The organism is Amycolatopsis bullii, assembly GCF_014654205.1.
Lineage (GTDB): Bacteria > Actinomycetota > Actinomycetes > Mycobacteriales > Pseudonocardiaceae > Amycolatopsis > Amycolatopsis plumensis.
The window spans coordinates 1-20,496 of record NZ_BNAW01000039.1; the positions used below are offsets into that span (position 1 = coordinate 1).

At 71.5% G+C, this 20,496-nt stretch carries 15 protein-coding genes; 5 read left to right on the forward strand and 10 right to left on the reverse strand.

Annotated elements, in window-relative coordinates:
• Positions 1-393 precede the first annotated feature (393 nt).
• From IE317_RS31940 to IE317_RS31950, 3 genes are all read right to left on the reverse strand, one after another.
• Entirely contained in the window at positions 394-1,950 is a 1,557-nt protein-coding gene (locus IE317_RS31940) for an amidase (protein ID WP_191315085.1), read from the reverse strand.
• The gene (gene glnA / locus IE317_RS31945) at positions 1,950-3,293 is read right to left on the reverse strand and encodes a type I glutamate--ammonia ligase (protein WP_191315086.1); all 1,344 of its coding nucleotides are present in this window, start codon (positions 3,291-3,293) and stop codon (positions 1,950-1,952) included. The genes IE317_RS31940 and glnA overlap by 1 nt, the downstream gene beginning before the upstream one ends.
• Positions 3,294-3,354: 61 nt before the next feature.
• Positions 3,355-4,635 carry an MFS transporter gene (locus IE317_RS31950; protein ID WP_191315087.1) on the reverse strand — a complete coding sequence of 427 codons (1,281 nt, stop codon included), beginning with the start codon at positions 4,633-4,635 and terminating at the stop codon, positions 3,355-3,357.
• Positions 4,636-4,723: 88 nt separating this feature from the next.
• Between IE317_RS31950 and IE317_RS31955 the strand changes: the two genes are divergently transcribed.
• On the forward strand, positions 4,724-5,347 hold the full coding sequence (locus tag IE317_RS31955) for an LppX_LprAFG lipoprotein (RefSeq protein ID WP_191315088.1): 624 nt from the start codon (positions 4,724-4,726) through the stop codon (positions 5,345-5,347).
• On the opposite strand, the gene IE317_RS31960 is transcribed toward IE317_RS31955, so the two are convergent.
• Positions 5,348-6,904: an alpha/beta hydrolase gene (locus IE317_RS31960; protein WP_191315149.1), complete on the reverse strand. Its 1,557-nt coding sequence runs from the start codon at positions 6,902-6,904 to the stop codon at positions 5,348-5,350.
• A gap of 155 nt (positions 6,905-7,059) precedes the next feature.
• Here IE317_RS31960 and secA2 point away from each other — a divergent pair, with 155 nt between their 5' ends.
• Complete coding sequence (gene secA2, locus IE317_RS31965; protein WP_191315089.1) at positions 7,060-9,399, forward strand: accessory Sec system translocase SecA2; 2,340 nt, start codon at positions 7,060-7,062, stop codon at positions 9,397-9,399.
• 100 nt (positions 9,400-9,499) lie between these two features.
• On the forward strand, positions 9,500-11,221 hold the full coding sequence (locus IE317_RS31970; RefSeq protein ID WP_191315090.1) for an NAD+ synthase: 1,722 nt from the start codon (positions 9,500-9,502) through the stop codon (positions 11,219-11,221).
• Here the strand turns inward: IE317_RS31970 and IE317_RS31975 are convergent.
• Complete coding sequence (locus IE317_RS31975; protein ID WP_229903029.1) at positions 11,218-11,832, reverse strand: VOC family protein; 615 nt, start codon at positions 11,830-11,832, stop codon at positions 11,218-11,220. The genes IE317_RS31970 and IE317_RS31975 overlap by 4 nt on opposite strands.
• 8 nt (positions 11,833-11,840) lie before the next feature.
• A complete protein-coding gene (locus tag IE317_RS31980) occupies positions 11,841-13,178 on the reverse strand; it encodes a S8 family peptidase (protein WP_229903030.1) in 1,338 nt (445 codons plus the stop codon).
• Positions 13,179-13,262: 84 nt separating this feature from the next.
• Between IE317_RS31980 and IE317_RS31985 the strand changes: the two genes are divergently transcribed.
• A complete protein-coding gene (locus IE317_RS31985) occupies positions 13,263-13,796 on the forward strand; it encodes a methylated-DNA--[protein]-cysteine S-methyltransferase (RefSeq protein ID WP_191315092.1) in 534 nt (177 codons plus the stop codon).
• Positions 13,797-13,918: 122 nt separating this feature from the next.
• On the opposite strand, the gene IE317_RS31990 is transcribed toward IE317_RS31985, so the two are convergent.
• The 3 genes from IE317_RS31990 to lysX form a co-directional block, all read right to left on the reverse strand.
• Positions 13,919-14,509, reverse strand: a complete 591-nt coding sequence (locus tag IE317_RS31990) for a DinB family protein (protein ID WP_191315093.1) — start codon at positions 14,507-14,509, stop codon at positions 13,919-13,921.
• A gap of 73 nt (positions 14,510-14,582) precedes the next feature.
• Entirely contained in the window at positions 14,583-15,149 is a 567-nt protein-coding gene (locus tag IE317_RS31995; protein ID WP_229903031.1) for a hypothetical protein, read from the reverse strand.
• A gap of 63 nt (positions 15,150-15,212) precedes the next feature.
• Complete coding sequence (gene lysX / locus IE317_RS32000) at positions 15,213-18,536, reverse strand: bifunctional lysylphosphatidylglycerol synthetase/lysine--tRNA ligase LysX (RefSeq protein WP_191315152.1); 3,324 nt, start codon at positions 18,534-18,536, stop codon at positions 15,213-15,215.
• A gap of 238 nt (positions 18,537-18,774) precedes the next feature.
• Here lysX and panB point away from each other — a divergent pair, with 238 nt between their 5' ends.
• Positions 18,775-19,638 (forward strand): 3-methyl-2-oxobutanoate hydroxymethyltransferase, encoded by an 864-nt coding sequence (gene panB, locus IE317_RS32005; RefSeq protein ID WP_191315094.1) that lies wholly within the window; start codon positions 18,775-18,777, stop codon positions 19,636-19,638.
• 8 nt (positions 19,639-19,646) lie between these two features.
• On the opposite strand, the gene IE317_RS32010 is transcribed toward panB, so the two are convergent.
• Positions 19,647-20,495 (reverse strand): cytochrome c oxidase assembly protein, encoded by an 849-nt coding sequence (locus tag IE317_RS32010; protein WP_191315095.1) that lies wholly within the window; start codon positions 20,493-20,495, stop codon positions 19,647-19,649.
• Position 20,496 lies beyond the last annotated feature (1 nt).

Consider the following 20,496-nt stretch of genomic DNA (forward strand, 5'->3'; position numbering starts at 1 on the left):
ACCTCATACGAGGTTTCAATACATAAGCTCTACTGGCTTAGTTCACTAGCACACTGTTGAGTTCTCAAGCAACACACTCCGGACTCACCGCCTTATCAGCGGTTATATCCTCGGCAGTTGTTCCAAGCGATATTCACAAGCTTTTGGTCGAGCATGCCTCATCCTACGGGTTTAGTCGTAGGGGGTCGGCGGCCGCTCGTGGGCCGACGCTGAACATTACCCGGTCCGATCCGCGGTGTCAACCCGCTCGTCCCGGCCTGGTCTCTTGGGGCTTGCGGCCCCGGTGTGACCCGGTGTTCCTGGCGACGAAGAGAAGATTACATGCCCCCGAACCGCCCCAAAACAGGGGGGTCACTTAACGCCATTTCCGCTGGTCAGAGTGCTTACGGAGGGCTACGACCCCACCGTCGGCAGGTACCGGGGCGGAAGCCGCGCCGGCGCGACCCGTTCGAAGTCCGCCGCCAAGGCGAGCATCCGGGCGTCCGACCACCGGGCCCCCATGAACGAGATGCCCACCGGGAGGGGTCCGGCAAACCCCGCCGGGACCGTCACGTCGGGGTAGCCCGCGACCGCGGCCGGGGTCGAGGACGGGATCACGTCGTTGTCGCCCACCGCGCAATCGGTCTTCCACGCCGGCGGGTTGGTCGGCGACGCGATCGCGTCCAGGCGGTACGCGGCCAGCGTCTCGTCCAAAGATCGCCGAGCCAGGTCCGACAACTCCGCCCGGCCGGCCAGGTAACCCGGGTCCGTGGGCGGCGGCGCCGCCAGCGCCTGCTCGAACAGCTCCTGCCCGGCGAAGCACGTCCGCTCGAGGGGGTCCGCGCGGTTGTAGGCGATCAGCTCGGCCAGGTTCCGCGGCCCGGTCGGGCGGGTCGCCAGGTAGGCGTCGATGTCGCGGTGGAACTCCGTGAGCAGCGCGGGGAACTCCAGCTCCCCCAGCCGCGCTTGGTACGGCAACGTCACTTCGACGACCGTCGCCCCCGCCTTGACCAGCGAGTTCCGCGCCGAAGTCATGATCGCGTCGGTCTCCGGGCCGAGGACCGGCAGCCGCCAGAGGCCGATCCGGGCGCCGCGCAGAACACCCGGACGGAGGAACTTCGCGTAGTCCCTCGGCTGGGTGCGCGGGTACGTCAGCGTCGCCGGGTCCGATCGGTCACGACCCTGCAGGACCGAGAGCGTGAGCGCCACGTCGACGACGTTGCGGGCGATCGGGCCCGCGGTGTCCTGCTCGGCGGAGATCGGCACCACGCCGGTGCGGCTGACCAGGCCGAGGCTGGGTTTGTGCCCGACCGTCGCGGTCATCCCGGCCGGGCACACGATCGAGCCGTCGGTCTCCGAGCCGATCGCCACCTGGGCCAGTGTCGCCGCCACGCCGGCCGCCGACCCGGCGGACGACCCGCACGGGTTGCGGTCCAGCACGTACGGGTTGTTCGTCTGGCCACCCACGCCCGACCAACCCGACGTCGGCTTCGCCGCGCGGAAGTTCGCCCATTCGGACAGGTTCGCCTTGCCGAGGATCACCGCGCCGGCGTCACGCAGGCGGGTGATCAGCGTGGCGTCCTTCGCCGGATAGCTGCGCAAGGCACGCGATCCGGCCGTCGTCCACTGGTCGCGGGTGTCGACGTTGTCCTTGACCAGCACCGGGATGCCGTCGAGGGGACCGCGCAGACGGTGAGTCCGCCGTCGCGCGTCACTGGCCGAAGCCTGCGAGAGAGCCGCCGGGTTGAGCGCCAGGACGGCGTTGACCTTACCGTCGATTCGGTGAATCCGGTCCAGATAAGTGCTGGTCAGGCCCACCGCGGTGAGCCGGCCGGACGCCATCCGCGCCTGCAGCGCCGGGATGTCGGCGGAGTCGAGGTCGAAGCGCGCGGCGGCCGCAGCCGCCGGCGCGGCGGGGACGAGCACGAGTGCGGCGGCCAGGATCGCGAGGAACACCGGCCGCCGCCCCATCAGAGCACCGGGAGGAGCGTTCGGAGTTCGTACGGGGTGACCGCGCTGCGGTAGTTGTCCCACTCCACGCGCTTGTTCCGGAGGAAGAAGTCGTAGACGTGCTCGCCGAGCGCTTCCGGCAGGAGCTCGGACTTCTCCATCTCAGCCAGTGCCTCTCCCAGGTTCTGGGGTAGCTGCGCGTACCCGGCGGCACGCCGCTCGGCGTCGCTCAGCTGCCAGATGTTGTCCTCGGCGGGTGGCGGCAGCTCGTAGCCCTTCTCGATGCCCTTGAGCCCGGCGGCCAGGATGACCGAGTACGCCAGGTACGGGTTGCACGCCGAGTCCAGCGTACGGATTTCCACCCGTCGGGATGACGCCTTTCCGGGTGAATACATCGGGACGCGGACGAGCGCCGAGCGGTTGGCCCGGCCCCACGAGACGGTCGTCGGGGCCTCACTGCCGCTGATCAGGCGTTTGTAGGAGTTCACCCACTGGTTGGTGACCGCCGAGATCTCCTTGGCGTGGTGGAGCACGCCGGCGACGAAGGCCTTGCCGGTCTCCGACAGCTCGTGTGGGTCCTCGGCGTCGTAGAAGGCGTTGCGGTCGCCTTCGAACAGGCTGACGTGCGTGTGCATCCCCGAGCCGGGCTGGTCGGTGAACGGCTTCGGCATGAACGTCGCGCGCACGCCCTGGGTCAGCGCGACCTCCTTGACGACGTAGCGGAACGTCATCACGTTGTCGGCCATCGTCAGCGCATCGGCGTAGCGGAGGTCGATCTCCTGCTGGCCCGGTGCCCCTTCGTGGTGGCTGAACTCCACCGAGATGCCCATTGCCTCGAGGGTCTCGATGGCGTGCCGGCGGAAGTGCGTCGCCGTGGCGTGGCTGGCCTGGTCGAAGTAGCCGCCGTTGTCCGCGGGCTCCGGCTCGCTGCCGTCGTCGGGCATGTTCGAGAGCAGGAAGAACTCGATCTCGGGGTGGACGTAGCAGGTGAAGCCCGCTTCGGCGGCCTTCGACAGCTGGCGGCGCAGCACGTGCCGCGGGTCCGCCCACGAGGGCGAGCCGTCGGGCATCGCGATGTCGCAGAACATGCGGGCCGAGTAGGGGCCGCCGTCGGGGGTTTCCCACGGCAAGACCTGGAACGTGGCCGGGTCGGGCTTGGCGACCATGTCGGATTCGTAGACGCGCGCGAAGCCCTCGATGGCCGAGCCGTCGAAGCCGATCCCGTCGTTGAAAGCGCCCTCGAGCTCGGCCGGCGCGACGGCGACGGACTTGAGGAACCCCAGCACATCGGTGAACCAGAGACGGACGAAACGGATGTCGCGCTCCTCGAGCGTGCGGAGCACGAATTCCTGCTGGCGATCCATGGCCGCACCCTAACCACAGCGTGTTAACGGCATGTTTCGCGACGCGCCGACGCCGCCGAAGTCACGTCGCGAGCACCGCAACGGGTTTCTTCGCCCGCGAGATGGCCAGCGAAGCGGCCGACGCGATCACGGCGAGCACCGCCGCGGAGTACCAGGCCAGGGTGTAGTTCCCGAGCTGGTCGCGGACCAGGCCGGCGGCCGACGCGGCGAACGCGGCCCCGAGCTGGTGGGAGGCGAAGACCCAGCCGAACACGATCGGGCCGGCGTCGCCGAACGCCCGGATGCAGAGCGCGACCGTCGGCGGGACCGTGGCCACCCAGTCGAGGCCGTAGAACAGGATGAACGCCCACATGCTCGGCTGCACGGAGTCGGTGAACAGCTGCGGCAGCAGCGCCAGCGAGAGCCCGCGCAGGGAGTAGTAGACGCCCAGCAGGATCCGCGGGTCGATCCGGTCGGTGAGCCAGCCGGAGAAGATCGTGCCGACGACGTCGAACACGCCGACCAGGGCCAGCAGGCTCGCCGCGGTCGTCTGCGGCATGCCGTGGTCGTGCGCGGCCGGGACGAAGTGGGTGCCGACCAGGCCGTTGGTCGTCGCCCCGCAGATCGCGAAGCCGACGGCGAGCAGCCAGAACGTCCGGGTCCGGGCCGCCTGCGCCAGCACGGAGAGGGCGCGGCGGACCGACCCGGTGTTCGGCGCCGGACGCGTCACCTCCGCGTCGGCCGGAGCGCCGTAGGCCGTGGTGCCGACGTCGGCGGGGTGGTCGCGGATCACCAGCAGGACCACCGGGACCACGGCGAGCGCGGCGATGGCGATCACCAGCGACGCCGTCCGCCAGCCGGAGCTCACCGCCAGGTTCGCGATGAGCGGCAGGAAGATCAGCTGGCCGGTGGCGCCCGCGGCGGTCAGGACGCCGGTGACGACGCCGCGGCTGCGGACGAACCACCGCGTCGCGACCATCGCGGCGAACCCCATGGCCATCGAGCCGGTGCCCAGCCCCACCAGCACGCCCCAGCACAGCACGAGCTGCCAGCTCGCGGTCATGAACACCGTGCCGCCTGCGCCGAGGGCGATGACGGTCAACGCCGTCGCCGAAACGCGCCGGATGCCGAAGCGCTCCATGAGGGCGGCTGCGAAGGGCGCGAAGACGCCGAAGAGCACGAGGTTGACCGAGACGGCGGAGCTGATGGTGGTGCGGGACCAGCCGAACTCTTCGTGCAGCGGGTCGATCAGGACGCCGGGGGCGGCGCGGAAGCCGGCGGAGGCGAGCAGCGCGACGAAGGCGGCGCCGGCGATCAGCCACGCGCGGTGCAGCTTCGGGGCGGGACGGGTCTCAACAATCACCCAGGCAGTTTCACCGCGCGCGCGGTGACGGCGGAAGTGGCCGGAAGGACATCATCCGCAAGATTCAGGCCAACAGTAGGCTCTCGCCATGCCCCGCCTCGCGCTGCTGCTCGCGCTCCTCCTGACGGCCGGTTGCACGGGCTCGCCCGATACGCGAGGCCCCTTCCCGGCGGGCGCCGACCTGGTGCGCGAGGCCGCCACGTCGTTCGCTTCGGTGCGGAGCGTGCACTTCGCCGCGGGCGTCAACGGCGTGCTGCCGGGCTTCCCGCTCCGGCAGATGGAGGGCGACGCGACCCTGGACGACGGCGGCCGCGCGACCGGCACGGTCGACGTCCAGGACGACAGCACCACCGGCGGGCACACCAAGTTCCCCTTCGACGTGCGCGACGGCCAGAAGCCGCCTTACCCGGTCAACACTTTCCTCGGCCCGCGCGGCGGGCTGAAACGGCTGCTCGACGGGGTGGCCGACGCCGGTACCGAAGGCCGCGAGAACGTCGACGGCGCGCCCGCGCTGCGAGTCGCCGGGCGAGTCCCCGCGGCTGTCGCACACAGCGTGCTCGCCGTCGTCGACGCCGACCTCACCGTCAAGGTGTGGGTGTCCGACGACGGCGGCCCGCGGCGCTTCGCGCGGCTGTGGGTGCAGATCCCGCCGCCGGACAACCACCTCAGCCCGGTGATGATCGAGCTGTCGCTGACGAAGCAGCAGTCCTAGCTACTGGCCCGTGCACCGCTTGCCGTCCGGCGGCACGGTGCCGTCGACGAGGTAGTCCGTGCCCGCCTCGTCGACGCACTTCACGCCCTGCAGGAACACCGTGTGCTGGGTGCCCTCGAAGGTGAGCAGCGCCCCCTTCAGGCCCTTCGCGAGGTTGACGCCGGCCTGGTACGGCGTCGCCGGGTCGTTGGTCGTCGAGATGACCAGCGTCTTCGCCAGGCCTTCGACGTTCGGCACGTGCGGCTCCGACGTGTTCGGCACCGGCCAGAACGCGCAGGCGTCCCGCGCCGCCGAAGCGGGGCGGCCGTCGTCGAGGAACGGCGCCACCTTCACGTACTCCTCCTGCGCCTTGAGGATGACGGCCGGGTCCGTGACGCGCGGGTCGTCGACGCAGCGGACGGCGGTGAAGGCGTCCTGGGTGGTGCCGTACCTGCCGTCGGAGTCCCGCTCGTTGTAGATGTCGGCGAGCTTCTCCAGCGTCGCGCCGCGCTGCTGCTTCAGCTCGTTGAGGCCGGTGTTCAGGGTGTCCCAGAGGCTTTCCTGGTAGAGCGCCTGGATGACGCCGGTGGTCGCGTCCTCGTAGGAGAGCTTGCGGCCGTCGCCGACCGGCACCGGGAAGTCGATCAGCGGCCGGGTGAGGGCCTGGAACGCCTGGACCGCGCCGCCGGCGTCCGCGCCGAGCGCGCAGTCCTGCTGGGCCGCGCACCACTTCGCGAACTGCGTGAACGCCGTCCCGAACCCCTGCCCCTGCGCGACGAGCGACTCGACCGCGTCCTGCTCGGGGTCGACGGCGCCGTCGAGGACCATCGCGCGGACGTTCTGCGGGAAGGCCTCGGCGTAGGCCGCCCCGATCCGGGTGCCGTAGGAGTAGCCCAAATAGGTGAGCTTTTGGTCGCCGAGGACCGAGCGGAGGACGTCCAGGTCCTTCGCGACGTCGCGGGTGCCGACGTTGGCCAGCATCCCGGTGCCGTCCTCGGTGCGCTGGGCGCACTTGGCGGCGAAGTCCTTTTCCTGCGATTCCTGCTTGAGCACGCCGGCCGGCGAGCCGTCGGTTTCGCTGTCGTCGGCGCGGTCGGCGTCCCGCTCCTGATCGGTGAGGCAGTGGATGGCCGGCTGGCTGGCCCCGATCCCCCGCGGGTCGAATCCGACCAGGTCGAAGCGCTTGCCCAGGCCGGTGCTGGTCACCGGCTTGATCAGGCCGGCGGCCGCGACCATGCCCGACGCGCCCGGGCCGCCCGGGTTGACCACGAGTGACCCGATCCGGTCACCGGTGGCCTTGCGGCGGAGCAGGCCCAGGGTGATCGTGTCCCCCGCCGGCTTCGCGTAGTCCAGCGGCACGGTCAGCCGCGCGCACTGGATGTCCTTCGCCTGGAACGCCGATCGCGCGTCTTCCGATGTCGCGTAAGGTGCGCAGTCGGCCCAGGTCAGGCTCTGGCCGTAGAACCGCTCCAGCCCGGCGGGCACCGGCCCGGACGGCGGGTGCGACTCGGTCGTCGGCGCGGGCGGCTCGGTCTTGCCGGAGGACGTGCACGCGGCCAGCGAGGCCGCGAGCAGCACGGACGTCGCGATCGCGGTGATCCGGCGACGATGGGACCTGGCGCTGGGATGTGGGAACACGGTTGGATCGTCCCATCCGGCCGCGGAACTCGAACGCACCACCGTCGCGTTGGGTGGTGGAGGCCGGTCGAGCGAGAGAGAACGGGAGACCAGGGGTGGCAGCACTGATCAGCCGGGTGGGCAAGAAGCTCCGCCGGATCATCCAGCGGCCGGGCAGCGTCGAGCTGACCCGCTACGAAGCACTGCTGCCCGCGGTCGAGAAGCTCGAACCCGAGCTCGAAAAGCTCTCCGACGAGGAGCTGACCGAGCGGGCGGGCAAGCTCCGCGAGACGCTGAAGGACACCGCGTTCGGCGACGACCAGCTGATCGAGGTGTGCGCGCTGGGCCGCGAGGCCGCCCGGCGGGCGCTGGGCGAGCGCGCGTTCGACGTGCAGATCCTCGGCACGATGGGCCTGCTCACCAAGCACGTCGTGCAGATGGAGACCGGTGAGGGCAAGACCCTCGCGGGTGCGCTGGCCGCGGCCGGGTACGCCATCCGCGGAAAGCGCGTTCACGTCGTCACGGTCAACGACTACCTGGCCCGCCGCGACGCGGAGTGGATGGGGCCGGTGTACGCGCTGCTCGGCGTGTCGGTCGGCTGGGTCGAGCCGTCGCATTCGCGCGAGGAGCGTCGCGAGGCGTACGCGAAGGACGTCACGTACGGCGCGGTCGCCGAGATCGGCTTCGACGTGCTTCGCGACCGCTTGGTCACGAAGGTCGACGACCTGGTCCAGCCCGACCCCGAGGTGGCGATCGTCGACGAGGCGGACTCGGTGCTGGTCGACGAGGCCCGCGTCCCGCTGGTGATGGCCGGCTCGATCGACCGCAGCGACGCCGACGAGGAGGTCGCGAAGATCGTCCGGCGGCTGCGGCTCAACCTGCACTACGAAACCGACAGCGAAGGCCGCAACGCCTGGCTGACCGACGCCGGCTCGTCCGTCGTCGCGAAGTCGCTCGGCATCGAGGTCGACGACCTGTTCAACGAGCAGGCGTCGGACCGGCTGGCCGCGGTCAACGTCGCCCTGCACGCCCACGCGCTGCTCACCCGCGACGTCGACTACCTGGTCCGCGACGGCAAGGTCCAGCTGATCAACGCCGCCCGCGGCCGGGTCGCCGAGCTGCAGCGCTGGCCGGACGGCCTCCAGGCCGCCGTCGAGGCGAAGGAGCAGGTCACCGCGACCGACCGCGGCGAAATCCTCGACTCGATCACCGTCCAGGCGCTGCTCGCGCGCTACCCGGAGGTCGCCGGCATGACCGGTACCGCGGTCGCCGTCGCCGAGCAGCTGCGGGAGTTCTACGAGCTCGAGGTCGCGGTCATCCCGCCGAACACGCCGAACATCCGCGAAGACCTCGAAGACCGGATCTTCGCTTCGCCGTCGCAGAAGCTGCGGGCGATCGAGGAGGAGATCCGCACGGTGCACGAGACCGGGCGGCCGATCCTCGTCGGCACCCAGGACGTCGCCGAGTCCGAAGAGCTGGCCGAGAAGCTGGCGAAGGTCGACCTCGAGTGCGTCGTGCTCAACGCGCGCAACGACGCCGAAGAAGCCGCGATCATCGCCGAGGCCGGCAAGAAGGGCGCGGTCACCGTGTCCACGCAGATGGCGGGCCGCGGTACCGACATCCGGCTGGGCGGCACCGACGGCGCCGACCGCGACGAGGTCGTCGAGCTGGGCGGGCTGCACGTCATCGGCACCGCGCGGTACCCGTCGAGCCGGCTCGACGGCCAGCTGCGCGGCCGCTCCGGCCGCCAGGGCGACCCGGGCAGCGCGATCTTCTTCGCGAGCCTGAACGACGAACTCGTGCTGTCGAACGCGCCGGACGTGCCCGAGGGCATCGCCGCCGACGAGGAGACCGGCGAGATCACCGACCCGGCCGCGCTGCGGCAGATCAACCACGCCCAGCGCGTCGCCGAGGGCGTCGACCTGGAGATCCACCGCAACACCTGGCGCTACACGCGGCTGATCGAGCGGCAACGGCGCGACCTGCTGGTGCACCGCGACAAGGTGCTTCGCACCGCGTACGCGGCGGAGGTGCTGGAGAAGGCGCACCCGGAGAAGTTCGGCGAGCTGAAGGAGAAGCTCGACGACCAGGACAAGCTGGAGCAGATGTGCCGCGAGGTGCTGCTGTTCCACATCGACCAGCTGTGGTCGGACCACCTGGCGTACCTGACCGACGTCCGCGAGAGCATCCACCTGCGGGCCCTGGCCCGCGAGACGCCGCTGGACGAGTTCCACCGCGCGGCCATCCCCGAGTTCCACAAGATCATCGGCGAGGCCGACTCGCGGGCCGCGAAGACCCTCGAAGAGGCGGAGCTGACCGACGAGGGCATCGACCTCGGTGACGCCGGGGTCCGGCGCGCGAACACGACGTGGACGTACCTGGTCCACGACAACCCGTTCGATTCGGACTTCGAGCAGACCATCAAGAAGGTCCGGAGCATGATCAAGCGCAAGTAGCCCGGTGTTCGGGAGGCCCCGTCCGGTTCGCCGGGCGGGGCCTTTCGATTTCCCCCACATTCGCTCGGCCTTCCGGGTGACGGTGAGCCAGAATGGCGGCATGCCGCAACTGCGCATCGCGCTCGCCCAGGTCAACCCCACCGTCGGCGACCTCGACGGCAACGCCGAGCTGCACGTCGAATGGACGCGGCGGGCCGCCGAAGCCGGCGCGCACGTCGTCGTCTTCCCCGAGATGTCCCTGACCGGCTACCCCATCGAGGACCTCTCGCTCCGCAAGACCTTCGCCGCCGCCTCGCGCGAGGGCGTCGAGTCGCTGGCGCGCCGGCTCGACGACGCCGGGTGCGGCGAGGTGCTCACCTACATCGGCTACCTCGACCTCGACGACATCGGCCCGCGTGACGCCGCCGCGGCGCTCTACCGCGGCGAGGTCGTCGCCCGGCAGTTCAAGCACCACCTGCCCAACTACGGCGTCTTCGACGAGCACCGCTGGTACAAGGCGGGCACCACGCTCGACGTCGTCCGGTTCCACGGGCTCGACATCGGCATGGTCATCTGCGAGGACATCTGGCAGGACGGCGGGCCGATCTCGGCGCTGGGCCGGGCCGGCGTCGACCTCGTCGTGGCGCCGAACGCGTCGCCGTACGAGCGGTCGAAGGACGAGCAGCGGCTGCCGCTCATCGCCCGGCGCGCCGCCGAAGCCGGGGCGCCGCTGGTCTACACCAACCAGATCGGCGGGCAGGACGACCTCGTCTTCGACGGCGACTCGCTCGTCGTCGGCGCCGACGGCACGCTGCTGGCCCGCGCGCCGCAATTCGTCGAGCACCTGCTCGTGCTGGACATGGACCTGCCGAAGACCGGGTACGCGGGCGACGGCTCGTACGAGGGACTGGCCGTCCGGCGCCGGGTGCTCAGCGAGGACCCGCTTCCCGCGTACGAGCCGACGGCCACGCCGGTGATCAGCGAGCCGCTGTCCGACGAGGCCGAGGTGTGGCACGCGCTGGTCGTCGGGCTGCGGGACTACGTGCACAAGAACGGGTTCTCGTCGGTCACCTTCGGGTTCTCCGGCGGGATCGACTCGGCGGTCTGCGCCGCGCTGGCGGCGGACGCGCTGGGCGGCGGCAACGTCTACGGCGTCTCGATGCCGTCGAAGTACTCGTCGGGGCACTCGAAGGACGACGCCGCCGACCTCGCGCGGCGGATCGGCGCGCACTACCGGGTCGAGCCGGTCGAGGACATGGTCCGGGTGTACGTCGACCAGCTTTCCCTGACGGGACTGGCGGAAGAGAACATCCAGGCGCGGACGCGGGGCATGCTGCTGATGGCTCTGTCCAATCTGGACGGTCATCTGGTGCTGGCCACCGGCAACAAGACCGAGCTGGCTGTCGGGTATTCGACGATCTACGGTGACGCGGTCGGCGCGTTCGCCCCGATCAAGGACGTCTTCAAGACGCACGTGTGGCAGCTGGCCCGCTGGCGCAACGCCGAAGCGGTGAAGAACGGCGAAACCCCGCCGATCCCGGAGAACTCGATCACCAAGCCGCCGTCGGCCGAGCTGCGGCCGGGCCAGGTGGACACCGACTCGCTGCCGGACTACGAGCTGCTCGACGACATCCTCGACGACTACGTCGAGGGCGACCGCGGGTACGCCGACCTGGTGTCCGCGGGCTTCGACCCGGAGACCATCGACCGCGTGGTGCGGATGGTCGACAAGGCCGAGTACAAGCGCCGCCAGTACCCGCCGGGCACCAAGATCACGTTCAAGGCGTTCGGCCGCGACCGGCGGCTGCCGATGACCAACCTGTGGCGCGAGGGCAAGGCCTAACTCAGGGCGACCTGGCGGCCTTCCGGGGTGCGGAGGGCCGCCGTCAGGCCGGCTTTGTCCGCGCGGCGGACCAGCAGTTCGAGGCCGAGCGCGTCGGTCACCGCGAGCACCGAATCCGGGTCCGGGTGGGTGCCGGTGACCATCAGCAGCGGCAGGGACGGCAGGTCCCGCGTCGTCGGGTGCGGGGTGCTGCCCCAGTCGATGAGGAACGGGTGCAGGGTCCCCGGGGCACTCGGCGGGGTCAGGCGCCAGCGCAGCGTTTCGCCGTCACCGGTCTCGCGGGACATCTCCCTCGGGTCGCCCGGGTCGAAGCCGTGGGCGCGGGCTTTCGCGACCGTCACGTCGATATCCGTCGTGCGGACGGCCCAGGCGACCAGCGCGGGCTCGGTCAGCTCGTCGATGCCGAACGGCCGGGGCACCTCGGGGTCGGGCTGCTCCGGGTCCGGGCCGATGACCTCCAGGTACGCGCCCGCGCCGAGGCCGGCGAGGTGGTTGGCGGTGCCGACGCCGACGTGGCGGCCGCCGGGCGCGGGCGTGACGCCGGTGAGGGCGGCGACCCGGGCGACGGCGTCGGCGAGGTCCGGGCCGGCGTAGACGAGGTGATCGAGCACGAGCGCCATCATCCCGCGCCGACGGCCCTCGCCGCATCGACCATCCCGTGGCCGTAGTAGGTCGTTCCTTCCTTCGTGGGCGCGCAGGTGGTGTCCGGGCAGGACAACGGCGTCGCCGTGGCGAAGAGGGCGCGCTTGATCCGCTCGGCACTCCAGTGCGGGTGCTCGCTCGCGATCAGGGCGGCGACGCCACTGGCGTGCGGGGCGGCCATCGACGTGCCGCTCGCGGACCGGTACTCGCCGTTCGGCCAGGTCGACCAGACACGCGCTCCGGGTGCGGCGACGCTGATCCGGGACGCCGAGTAGTTGGAGAAGCTCGCCTTGACGAGCTTTTCGTCGAGGGCGCCGGTGCCGACGACGCCGGGCAGCTCGTGCGGCAGCCGGGTGCAGGTCGGGTCGATCCGGCGCTCCACCGGCGTGCTGTCGGCCGGGCTCTCCTTGTCCACCGAGCGGGTGTCCAGGTTGATCCCGGCGTTGCCGGCGGAGGCGACGACGAGGACGTTCCGGCGTTGCGCGTACGCGACCGCCCGGCCGACGGCGAGCTTCGCCGCGGCCTGGTCCGGCTGGTCGTCGCAGTTGTAGCGCCACGGGATCGAGCGGTAGCTGTTGCTGGCCACGGCGAAGCCGTGCTCGGCGGCCCAGACGAACCCGCAGACCATGCTCTCGGCCGTCTCGGTGTCGTCGAGTTCGGCGAGCTTGACCGCGGCGATCCTGACCCCCGGAGCGACGCCGACCACGCCGGAGCCATTGCGGGCCGCGGCGATCGTGCCCGCGACGTGCGTGCCGTGGCCGTCGAGGGTGGGCCGCCAGGCTCCGGGGCCGCGGTCGGGCCGGCCGGACAGGCAGGAGACGGAGTCCTTCCGGTCGAACGCTGGTTCCAGGTCGGGGTGGGTGTCGTCGACGCCGACGTCGAGGACGCCGACGACCGTGCGCTTGCTGCCGTCGGTGACCTGGTGGGCTTCCGGGAGGTGCAGGGCCGGGACGTCCCAGGCGGTGCCCTCGGGCGGGACCTGGCCGGAGTTCGGCGAGTTCGGGCCGGTGTAGCGGAGGTCCTCGCGGGGCGCGAAGAACTCCTTCGGGATCTTCGCGGTGCGCGTCGCGCCTACGGCGTCGATGCCCGGAGTTTTCCGGAGCTTCGCGGCGAAGTCGTCCTTCGCCGTGTACGCGACGACGACGCCGATCTGGGGGTAGCTCGCGACGACCGTGCCGCCGGCTTTCCTGATGACGAGTTCGGCCCAGCCGGTGTGGTGCGTGACGACGACGTGCGGCATGACCAGGGGGTCGGCGGCCGCCGGGGTCGCGATCAGGCCCAGCATGAGCGCGGTGGCCAGGATGATTCGCCGCACGCGTCCTCCTCGAATTCGCCCAAACCGAACTTAGCGATCATTCAGGGCGCGGCGGTACCCCTCTTCGGTCGTAGGCTGAGCGGCATGACGACGGGGTTCACGGTGTTCGACACGGCGATCGGCGTGTGCGGGCTCGCCTGGCGCGACGACGTCGTGATCGGGACGTCGCTGCCCGAGGGGAGTGCCGCGCGGACCCGGGCCTGGCTGGTGCGGCGGTTCCCGGACGCCGTCGAGGGGCCGCCGCCGGCGCCGGTGCAGGAGGCGGTGGACGGGATCGTGGCGCTGCTGGGCGGCGTGCGTCAGGACCTGGCTTCGGTGGCGCTGGACTTCTCGGGCGTGCCGGCGTTCAACCGGCGCGCGTACGAGGTCGCGCGGACGATCCCGCCGGGCAAGACGCTGACGTACGGCGACATCGCCCGCCGGCTCGGGCAGCCGGGATCGGCACAGGCCGTCGGGCAGGCGATGGGACACAACCCGTTCCCGATCATCGTGCCGTGCCACCGGGTGCTGGCGGCGGGCGGCAAGGACGGCGGGTTCTCGGCGCGGGGCGGCGTCGGGACGAAACGCCGGATGCTCGTGATCGAGGGCGCCCTGGCGGACGAGCCGACGCTGTTCTGAGCCCTTCCGCGGTGTGCGCGGAAGGGCATCACGCGTGACTGCGGAGGCATCGCGCGTGATTGGCGGGGCATCACGCGTGATTGAGGGGTCGGCTCGCGGGTGGGCCGCGAGCCGGGCCGGGGTCAGGCGGGGTGGGGTTCGGGGGTCCACGGCTTGATCCAGGGGGACTCCGGCCAGCCCTCGGCCGCGGCCATCAGGGGGAAGGCCGTGCCGCCGTCGATGTGCTCGCGGATGATGTCGGCGTGGCCCCCGTGGCGGGCCGTCTCCTGGATCAGGTGGAGCAGGACCCAGCGGACCGACCACGCGTCGACGTCCTGCGGGAACCAGGGCACGCCCTTCGGCACCGGCACCGCCTGGCCGAGGTCGTCGATGCCCGCGATGACCTCCGCCGTGCGGGCGGCCACCTCGTCGTAGCGGGCCAGCACGCCCGCCAGGGTCTCGTCTTCGCGCAGGCGGTGCGCGTCCTCGTACTCCGCCATCGCCTCGTGGAACGGCTTCTGCGGCACCTGCAGCACGGTGTCCATCCAGCCGTTCTCGGTGCTCGCGACGTGCTTGATCAGGCCGCCCACCGTCAGCGTGCTCTTCGTCGAGGCCAGCCTCGCCTGATCGTCGGTCAACCCGTGGGCCGCCAGTCTGAGCACGTACCGCTGCTGCTCCAAGAAGCTGAGCAGCCCGTCACGCTCGTCGGCCACCGGGCGCACGTTTCCCGCCATGTCGATCCTTCCGCCAAGAGATACCTGCCGGCGATCGTGCCACCCGGCACCGACATTTTCGGGCGGATTTCCGCTATCGGTGCGCGTGCCGCGGCGCCGGCTTGACGAAGGCGTACACCCCGCCGGTGCCGTACAGCGCCGCGCGGACCACCAGCTGCACGCGCGTGAAGACGCCCTCGTAGGCGTCCAGCTGCCGGGCGAGCACGACGGCCGCCCACGTCGCCAGCACCAGCACCAGGCCCGCGACCGCGAGCGCGCGCCAGCCCGGCGGCCACCACAGGATCAGGCTGATCACCCCGGCCACCAGCACGACGCTGAGCAGCGACGACAGCAGGTCGCTGCGCTCGGGATAGGCGGCCTGCAGCAGCACGAGCACGCCGAACGCGCTCACCGAGATCGAACTCAGCCGCGCCGACCACTGGACAGGCCCGAGCCGGTGCAGCGGGGGCCCGGCGAGCACGAACGCCACCCCCGACACGGCGAGCAGGACGCGGAACACCGGTGGCCCGGCCAGCAGCGCCGACGCCGGGTCGTGCACCGGGGAAACGCCGGTGCTCAGGAAGAACTCCAGGAGCCAGCCCGAATACGCGAGGACGGCCACCCCCATCAGGAGGGCCGAGGCGATCCGAGCCGTGCGCACGAGGCAGAGCGTAAGCGACCGGCGGCGTCCCGGCCCGTCGCCGTGACCAGGTCCACCGAGTCGTTATGCCTGCGGCCGGACGAAGGGGAACAGGACCGTCTGGCGGATCGACGCCCCGGTGAGCATCATCAGCAGCCGGTCGACGCCCAGGCCGAGGCCGCCGGTCGGCGGCATGCCGTGCTCCAGGGCGAGCAGGAAGTCTTCGTCCAGCTCCATCGCCTCGACGTCGCCGCTGGCCGCGCGCAGCGACTGCCCTTCGAGCCGCCGCCGCTGCTCGATCGGGTCGGTCAGCTCGGTGTAGGCCGTGCCGACCTCGGAGCCGAACGCGATCAGGTCCCACCGCTCGGCCAGCCGCGGGTCCGTGCGGTGCTGGCGGGTCAGCGGCGAGACGTCGGTCGGGTAGTCGGTGTAGAAGGTCGGCAGCACGGTCGCGCCCTCGACGAGGTGCTCGAACGCCTTGAGCACCAGATCGCCGTGGCTCGGGTCCTCCCCCACCGGCACCCCGGCGGCCACGCACAGGCGGCGCAGTTCGGCCACCGGCGTTCCCGAGTCGACCTGCTCGCCGAAGACCGCCGAGACGGCCTCGTGGACCGGCACGACGGGCCAGTCGCCGGAGATGTCGTACTCGGCGAGCTTGCCGTCGGCATCGGGCCGCCGCACGACCTGGGCGCCGTACGCCGCTTCGGCCGCGTGCTGGACGAGCTCGCGCGTCAGCGTCCTCATCGTGTCGTAGTCCGCGTACGCCTGGTACGCCTCGAGCATCGTGAACTCGGGGTTGTGCGTCGCGTCGACGCCTTCGTTGCGGAAGTTGCGGTTGAGCTCGAAGACGCGCTCGACACCGGCCACGCACAGCCGCTTGAGGTACAGCTCCGGCGCGATCCGCAGGTACATCCGCATGTCGTAGGCGTTGATGTGGGTGACGAACGGCCGGGCGTTGGCGCCGCCGTGGACCGTCTGCAGCATCGGCGTCTCGACTTCGAGGTAGTCGGCGTGGTGCAGCCGGTCGCGCACCGCGCGGACCACAGTGGACCGCAGCCGCAGCATGTTCGTCGAGTCCGGGTTGACGGCGAGGTCGAGGTAGCGCTGCCGGACCCGCGTCTCCGGGTCGGTGAGGCCCTTCCGCTTGTCGGGCAGCGGGTGCAGGCACTTCGCGGTGACCGTCCACTCGTCGACGAGCACCGAGAGCTCGCCCCGCTTCGACGTCACGACCTGGCCGCTGACGCCGACGTGGTCGCCGAGGTCGACGCCGGTCCGCCAGCGAGTGAGGTCCAGCTCGCCCGCCTCCAGCATCAGCTGGATCTCGCCGCTGAAGTCCTTGACGCGGGCGAAGCACAGGCCGCCGAGGATGCGCAGGTTCAGCACGCGCCCGGCGATCCGGACCCGGTGCCCGGTGCTGGTGTCCGGGGCCAGGCCGCCGTACTTCGCCACGACGTCCCCGATGTGGTCGTCGCGGCGGAACCCGACCGGGTACGGGTCGATGCCGGCCTCGCGCAGCTTGTCGAGCTTGGCGATGCGGACGCGGACCTGTTCCGGCCGCCGCACGGTCTTCGGCGCCGGTGCCGCCGCCGACTCCTCGATCTCCTTGACGCGCGCGACGAAGTCGTCGCTGACCGTCTCCAGCCGCAGCGACCGCGACCGTCCGGTCGGGACGAACCCTTCGAGCGCGCCCGCCACGATCCCGACCCGCGGCAGCCGCCGGGCCGAGGAGTAGCAGAGGAACCGCGGCTCCCAGTCCGGCCCGTACTTGGCGTTGGACCGGTACAGCGACTCCAGCTGGAAGAACCGCGAGAACACGCTCAGGATCCCGCGCCAGGCCCGCAGCACCGGGCCCGCGCCGATCCGCTCGCCCTCGGAGAACACCGCGCGGAACATCGCGAAGTTGAGCGAGATCCGCTGCGCGCCGAGGTGCTGGGCGGCCGCGACGACCTCGGCGATCATGTACTCGTTGAGGCCGTTCTCGGCGTCGCGGTCGCGGCGCATGAGGTCCAGCGAAAGCCCGCGGCGGCCCCACGGGACGAACGACAGCAGACCGCGCAGCTCGCCGTGGCCGTCGTAGGCCTCGACCATCACGCTGCGGCCGTCGCTGGGGTCCCCGAGCCGCCCCAGCGCCATCGAGAAGCCGCGTTCGGTCTCGGCGCCGCGCCAGGCCTGCGCCCGCGCCAGCAGCTCCGTCATCTCGGCCTGGGGGATCTCGCCGTGGCGGCGGACGCGCGAGGTGTACCCGGCCCGCTGGATGCGCTTGACGGCCTGGCGCACCGAGCGCCGTTCGGGCCCGGCCAGGCTGAACTCGCGGACGTCGAGCACGGCTTCGTCGCCGATCTCCAGCGCCCGCAGGCCCGCGCCGGTGTACGCCTTCGCGCCGCGTTCGCTCGCGCCCAGCACGCCGGGGGTCCAGCCGTACGTGCGCGTCTCGTCGAGCCACGCGCGGACCGCGTCGGGCCACGCCTCCGGGTCGCCGACCGGGTCGGCGCTGGCGACGCTGGTGCCGCCGAGGACGCGGTAGGTCACCGCCGCGCGGCCGTTCGGCGCGAAGACGACGCTCTTGTCACGCCGGGTGGCGAAGTAGCCGAGAGAGTCGTCCTCGCCGTGTTCGGCGAGCAGCCGGCGCAGGCGCAGCTCGTCTTCGTCGGTCCGCAGGGCCCGGCTGCGCACCCCGCGGAAGAGCAGGTACAGCGCCGCGGTGGCGACCGCGGTCGCGCTGAGGTCGAGGAAGAGGTCCAGCCAGGCGGGCCCCTCGCCGACGCCGATCCGGCGCAGCTGGAGGTTCTCACCGGTGGCGTGGTTGACGACCCAGGCGAAGCGCTCCCACGTGTCGCCGAGGTGGCCGGGGAAGGTCTCGGCCAGGCCCCAGCCGACCAGGATGACCACGGCGAACCCGCCGAACAGCATGCTCAGGCCGTCGCGCCAGGCGCTCGGCGCGAGCCGGGCCGGGAACGCCGGGCGCAGCGCGAGCAGGAACACGATCAGCCCGATCGAGACGACGTCGGCGACGGTCAGCACCCACAGCTGCGCGGGGATGTGCCGGACCTGCTTCGGGCCGAGGGTCAGCAGTTCGGGTGACCACAGCAGCGTCGCCTGGAGGACCAGGGTGAGCAGCAGCCCGCCGACCTGGAACAGCACCAGCGTGTACAGCGCGGCCTTCTTGCGGCGGCGCAGGGCGCCCCCGAGCACCACCAGCAGCAGCACCATGACCAGGCTCTCGCTGGTGGGCACGCTCAGGCCGGAGAAGGCCATGTCGATGCCGTTGAGCAGGCGGCCGTGCGCGCCGCCGGCGAAGAGCAGGATCACCGAGAACACCGCGGCCAGCTGGACCACGGTCGCGACGATGCCGCCCGCCTTCGCCTTCCAAGCGGGGAGGCGAGGGCGCGAGCTCGCGAGGTTTCCCATGGGTGGTTTCGTCGCCTTTCGCGGCCGGTCGGTGGTCATGCCGTCCTCTTGACGTGAGTGAACCCGCATCGGTTGTCCGCCGGCATCAACCTGAAGGCTGACGGCCGGTCGTCCTCGGGGGTGTGAAGCTTGTCGCAGGTCGCCTGCGGCGGTCCGGGGGCGTGTCACGCTTTGGGACGCCTCTGCTCCACGACCCGGGGACCTCACCGAGGCCTCGAGGGAAGGACGGTCGACGACGATGTCTGCCACCGCCGAAGAACCCGCCCCCTACGGCACCGGATCGGCCCCCAAGCCGTCGCCGGGCCGGAAGGTCCGCGTCCACCACCTGCGCGAGCTGAAGGAACGCGGCGAACCGTGGCCCATGCTCACCGCCTACGACATGTACACGGCCGCCCTGTTCGACGAGGCCGGGATCCCGGTGCTGCTCGTCGGCGACTCCGCGGCGAACAACGTGTTCGGCTACGACACCTCGCTGCCGGTGACGGTCGACGAGCTGCTGCCGCTGGTCCGGGCGGTCACCCGGTCGGTCAAGCGGGCTCTCGTGGTCGCCGACCTGCCGTTCGGCTCCTACCAGCTCTCGCCGCAGCAAGCGCTGGAAACCTCGGTCCGGTTCATGAAAGAGGGCCGCGCGCACGCCGTCAAGCTCGAAGGCGGGCGGCGGTTCGCCGCGCACGTCGAGGCGCTGACGTCGGCCGGCGTGCCGGTGATGGGCCACATCGGCTTCACCCCGCAGAGTGAACACAACCTCGGCGGCTACCGGGTGCAGGGGCGCGGCGAAGCGGCGGACGTGCTGCTCGCCGACGCGCTGGCGCTGCAGGAGGCCGGGGCGTTCGCGGTGGTGATGGAGATGGTGCCCGCCGAGGCCGCCAAGCGCGTCACGGCGGAGCTGAAGATCCCGACGGTCGGCATCGGCGCGGGCCCGGACTGCGACGCGCAGGTGCTCGTCTGGCAGGACATGGCCGGGCTGCGGCGCGGCAAGGCACCGCGGTTCGTCAAGCGCTACGCCGACGTCGCGACGGTGCTGCAGGACGCGGCCACGGCGTTCGCCGAGGACGTCCGGCGCGGAGAGTTCCCGGCGCCGGAGCACGCGTTCCACGACTGACACCCGGGTCACCGGCGCTTGAACCGTTCCGCGAGGGCCGGGTCGTTCTCCCACCACAGGCCGGTCGGCGGGGCTTCGTCCAGCTGGACGTCGAGCTGCTTCGCCCGCCGTTCGTCGTCGCGGGCCCACCGCACGAACAACGCGACGACGAACGGCAGGCCGGCGACGTCTCCGCCGATCCACAGCACACCCGCGCCGATGATCTGGTCCGTGCGCAAATCCGGCCCCCAGCCCGGGTGCGCGGCCGCGTAGTGCGCCGGCGCGAGCAGCGGGCCGAGCCACAGCACCAGGCCGAGCGCACCGTCGAAGATCACCTCGGCGAAGGCGATCCACACCGACACGAGGTGCGGGTCCTCGCGCGGCGTCGGATCGAGCCCCAGGCGCGTCCAGAAGTACGTGAAACCGGCCCCGAGCAGCACCAGCCGGACCAGGCCGTCGGCGAGCGGCGAGCGCAGCGTGAGGTCGTAGAGCGGCGTCAGGTAGAGCACCAGCACCGGTGCGACCAGGACGACCGTGACGACGGGCGGGAACGTCAGCGCACGGGCGAGCGGGCCGCGGCCGTGCCGCCGCAGCCACCGGGCCGGGACGGTGTCCAGAAGCAGCCGGATAGGAGCGCCCAGCGCGAGCAGCAGCGGCGTGATCATCAGCAGCGTGACCGTCTGGACCGCGCGGACCCAGAAGAACGTCGTGTCGTAGACCGCCAGCGGTGAGCAGGTGACGACCAGGATCGTCGCCAGCCCGGCGAGGAACGCCGTCGTGCGGCCCGGCGGCCAGTCGCGGCGGCGGGCCGCGCGGACGTAGAGCGTGCCCGCGACGAGCACACAGAAGACGGCCGGGGCGTCCAACGTCAGCGGCATC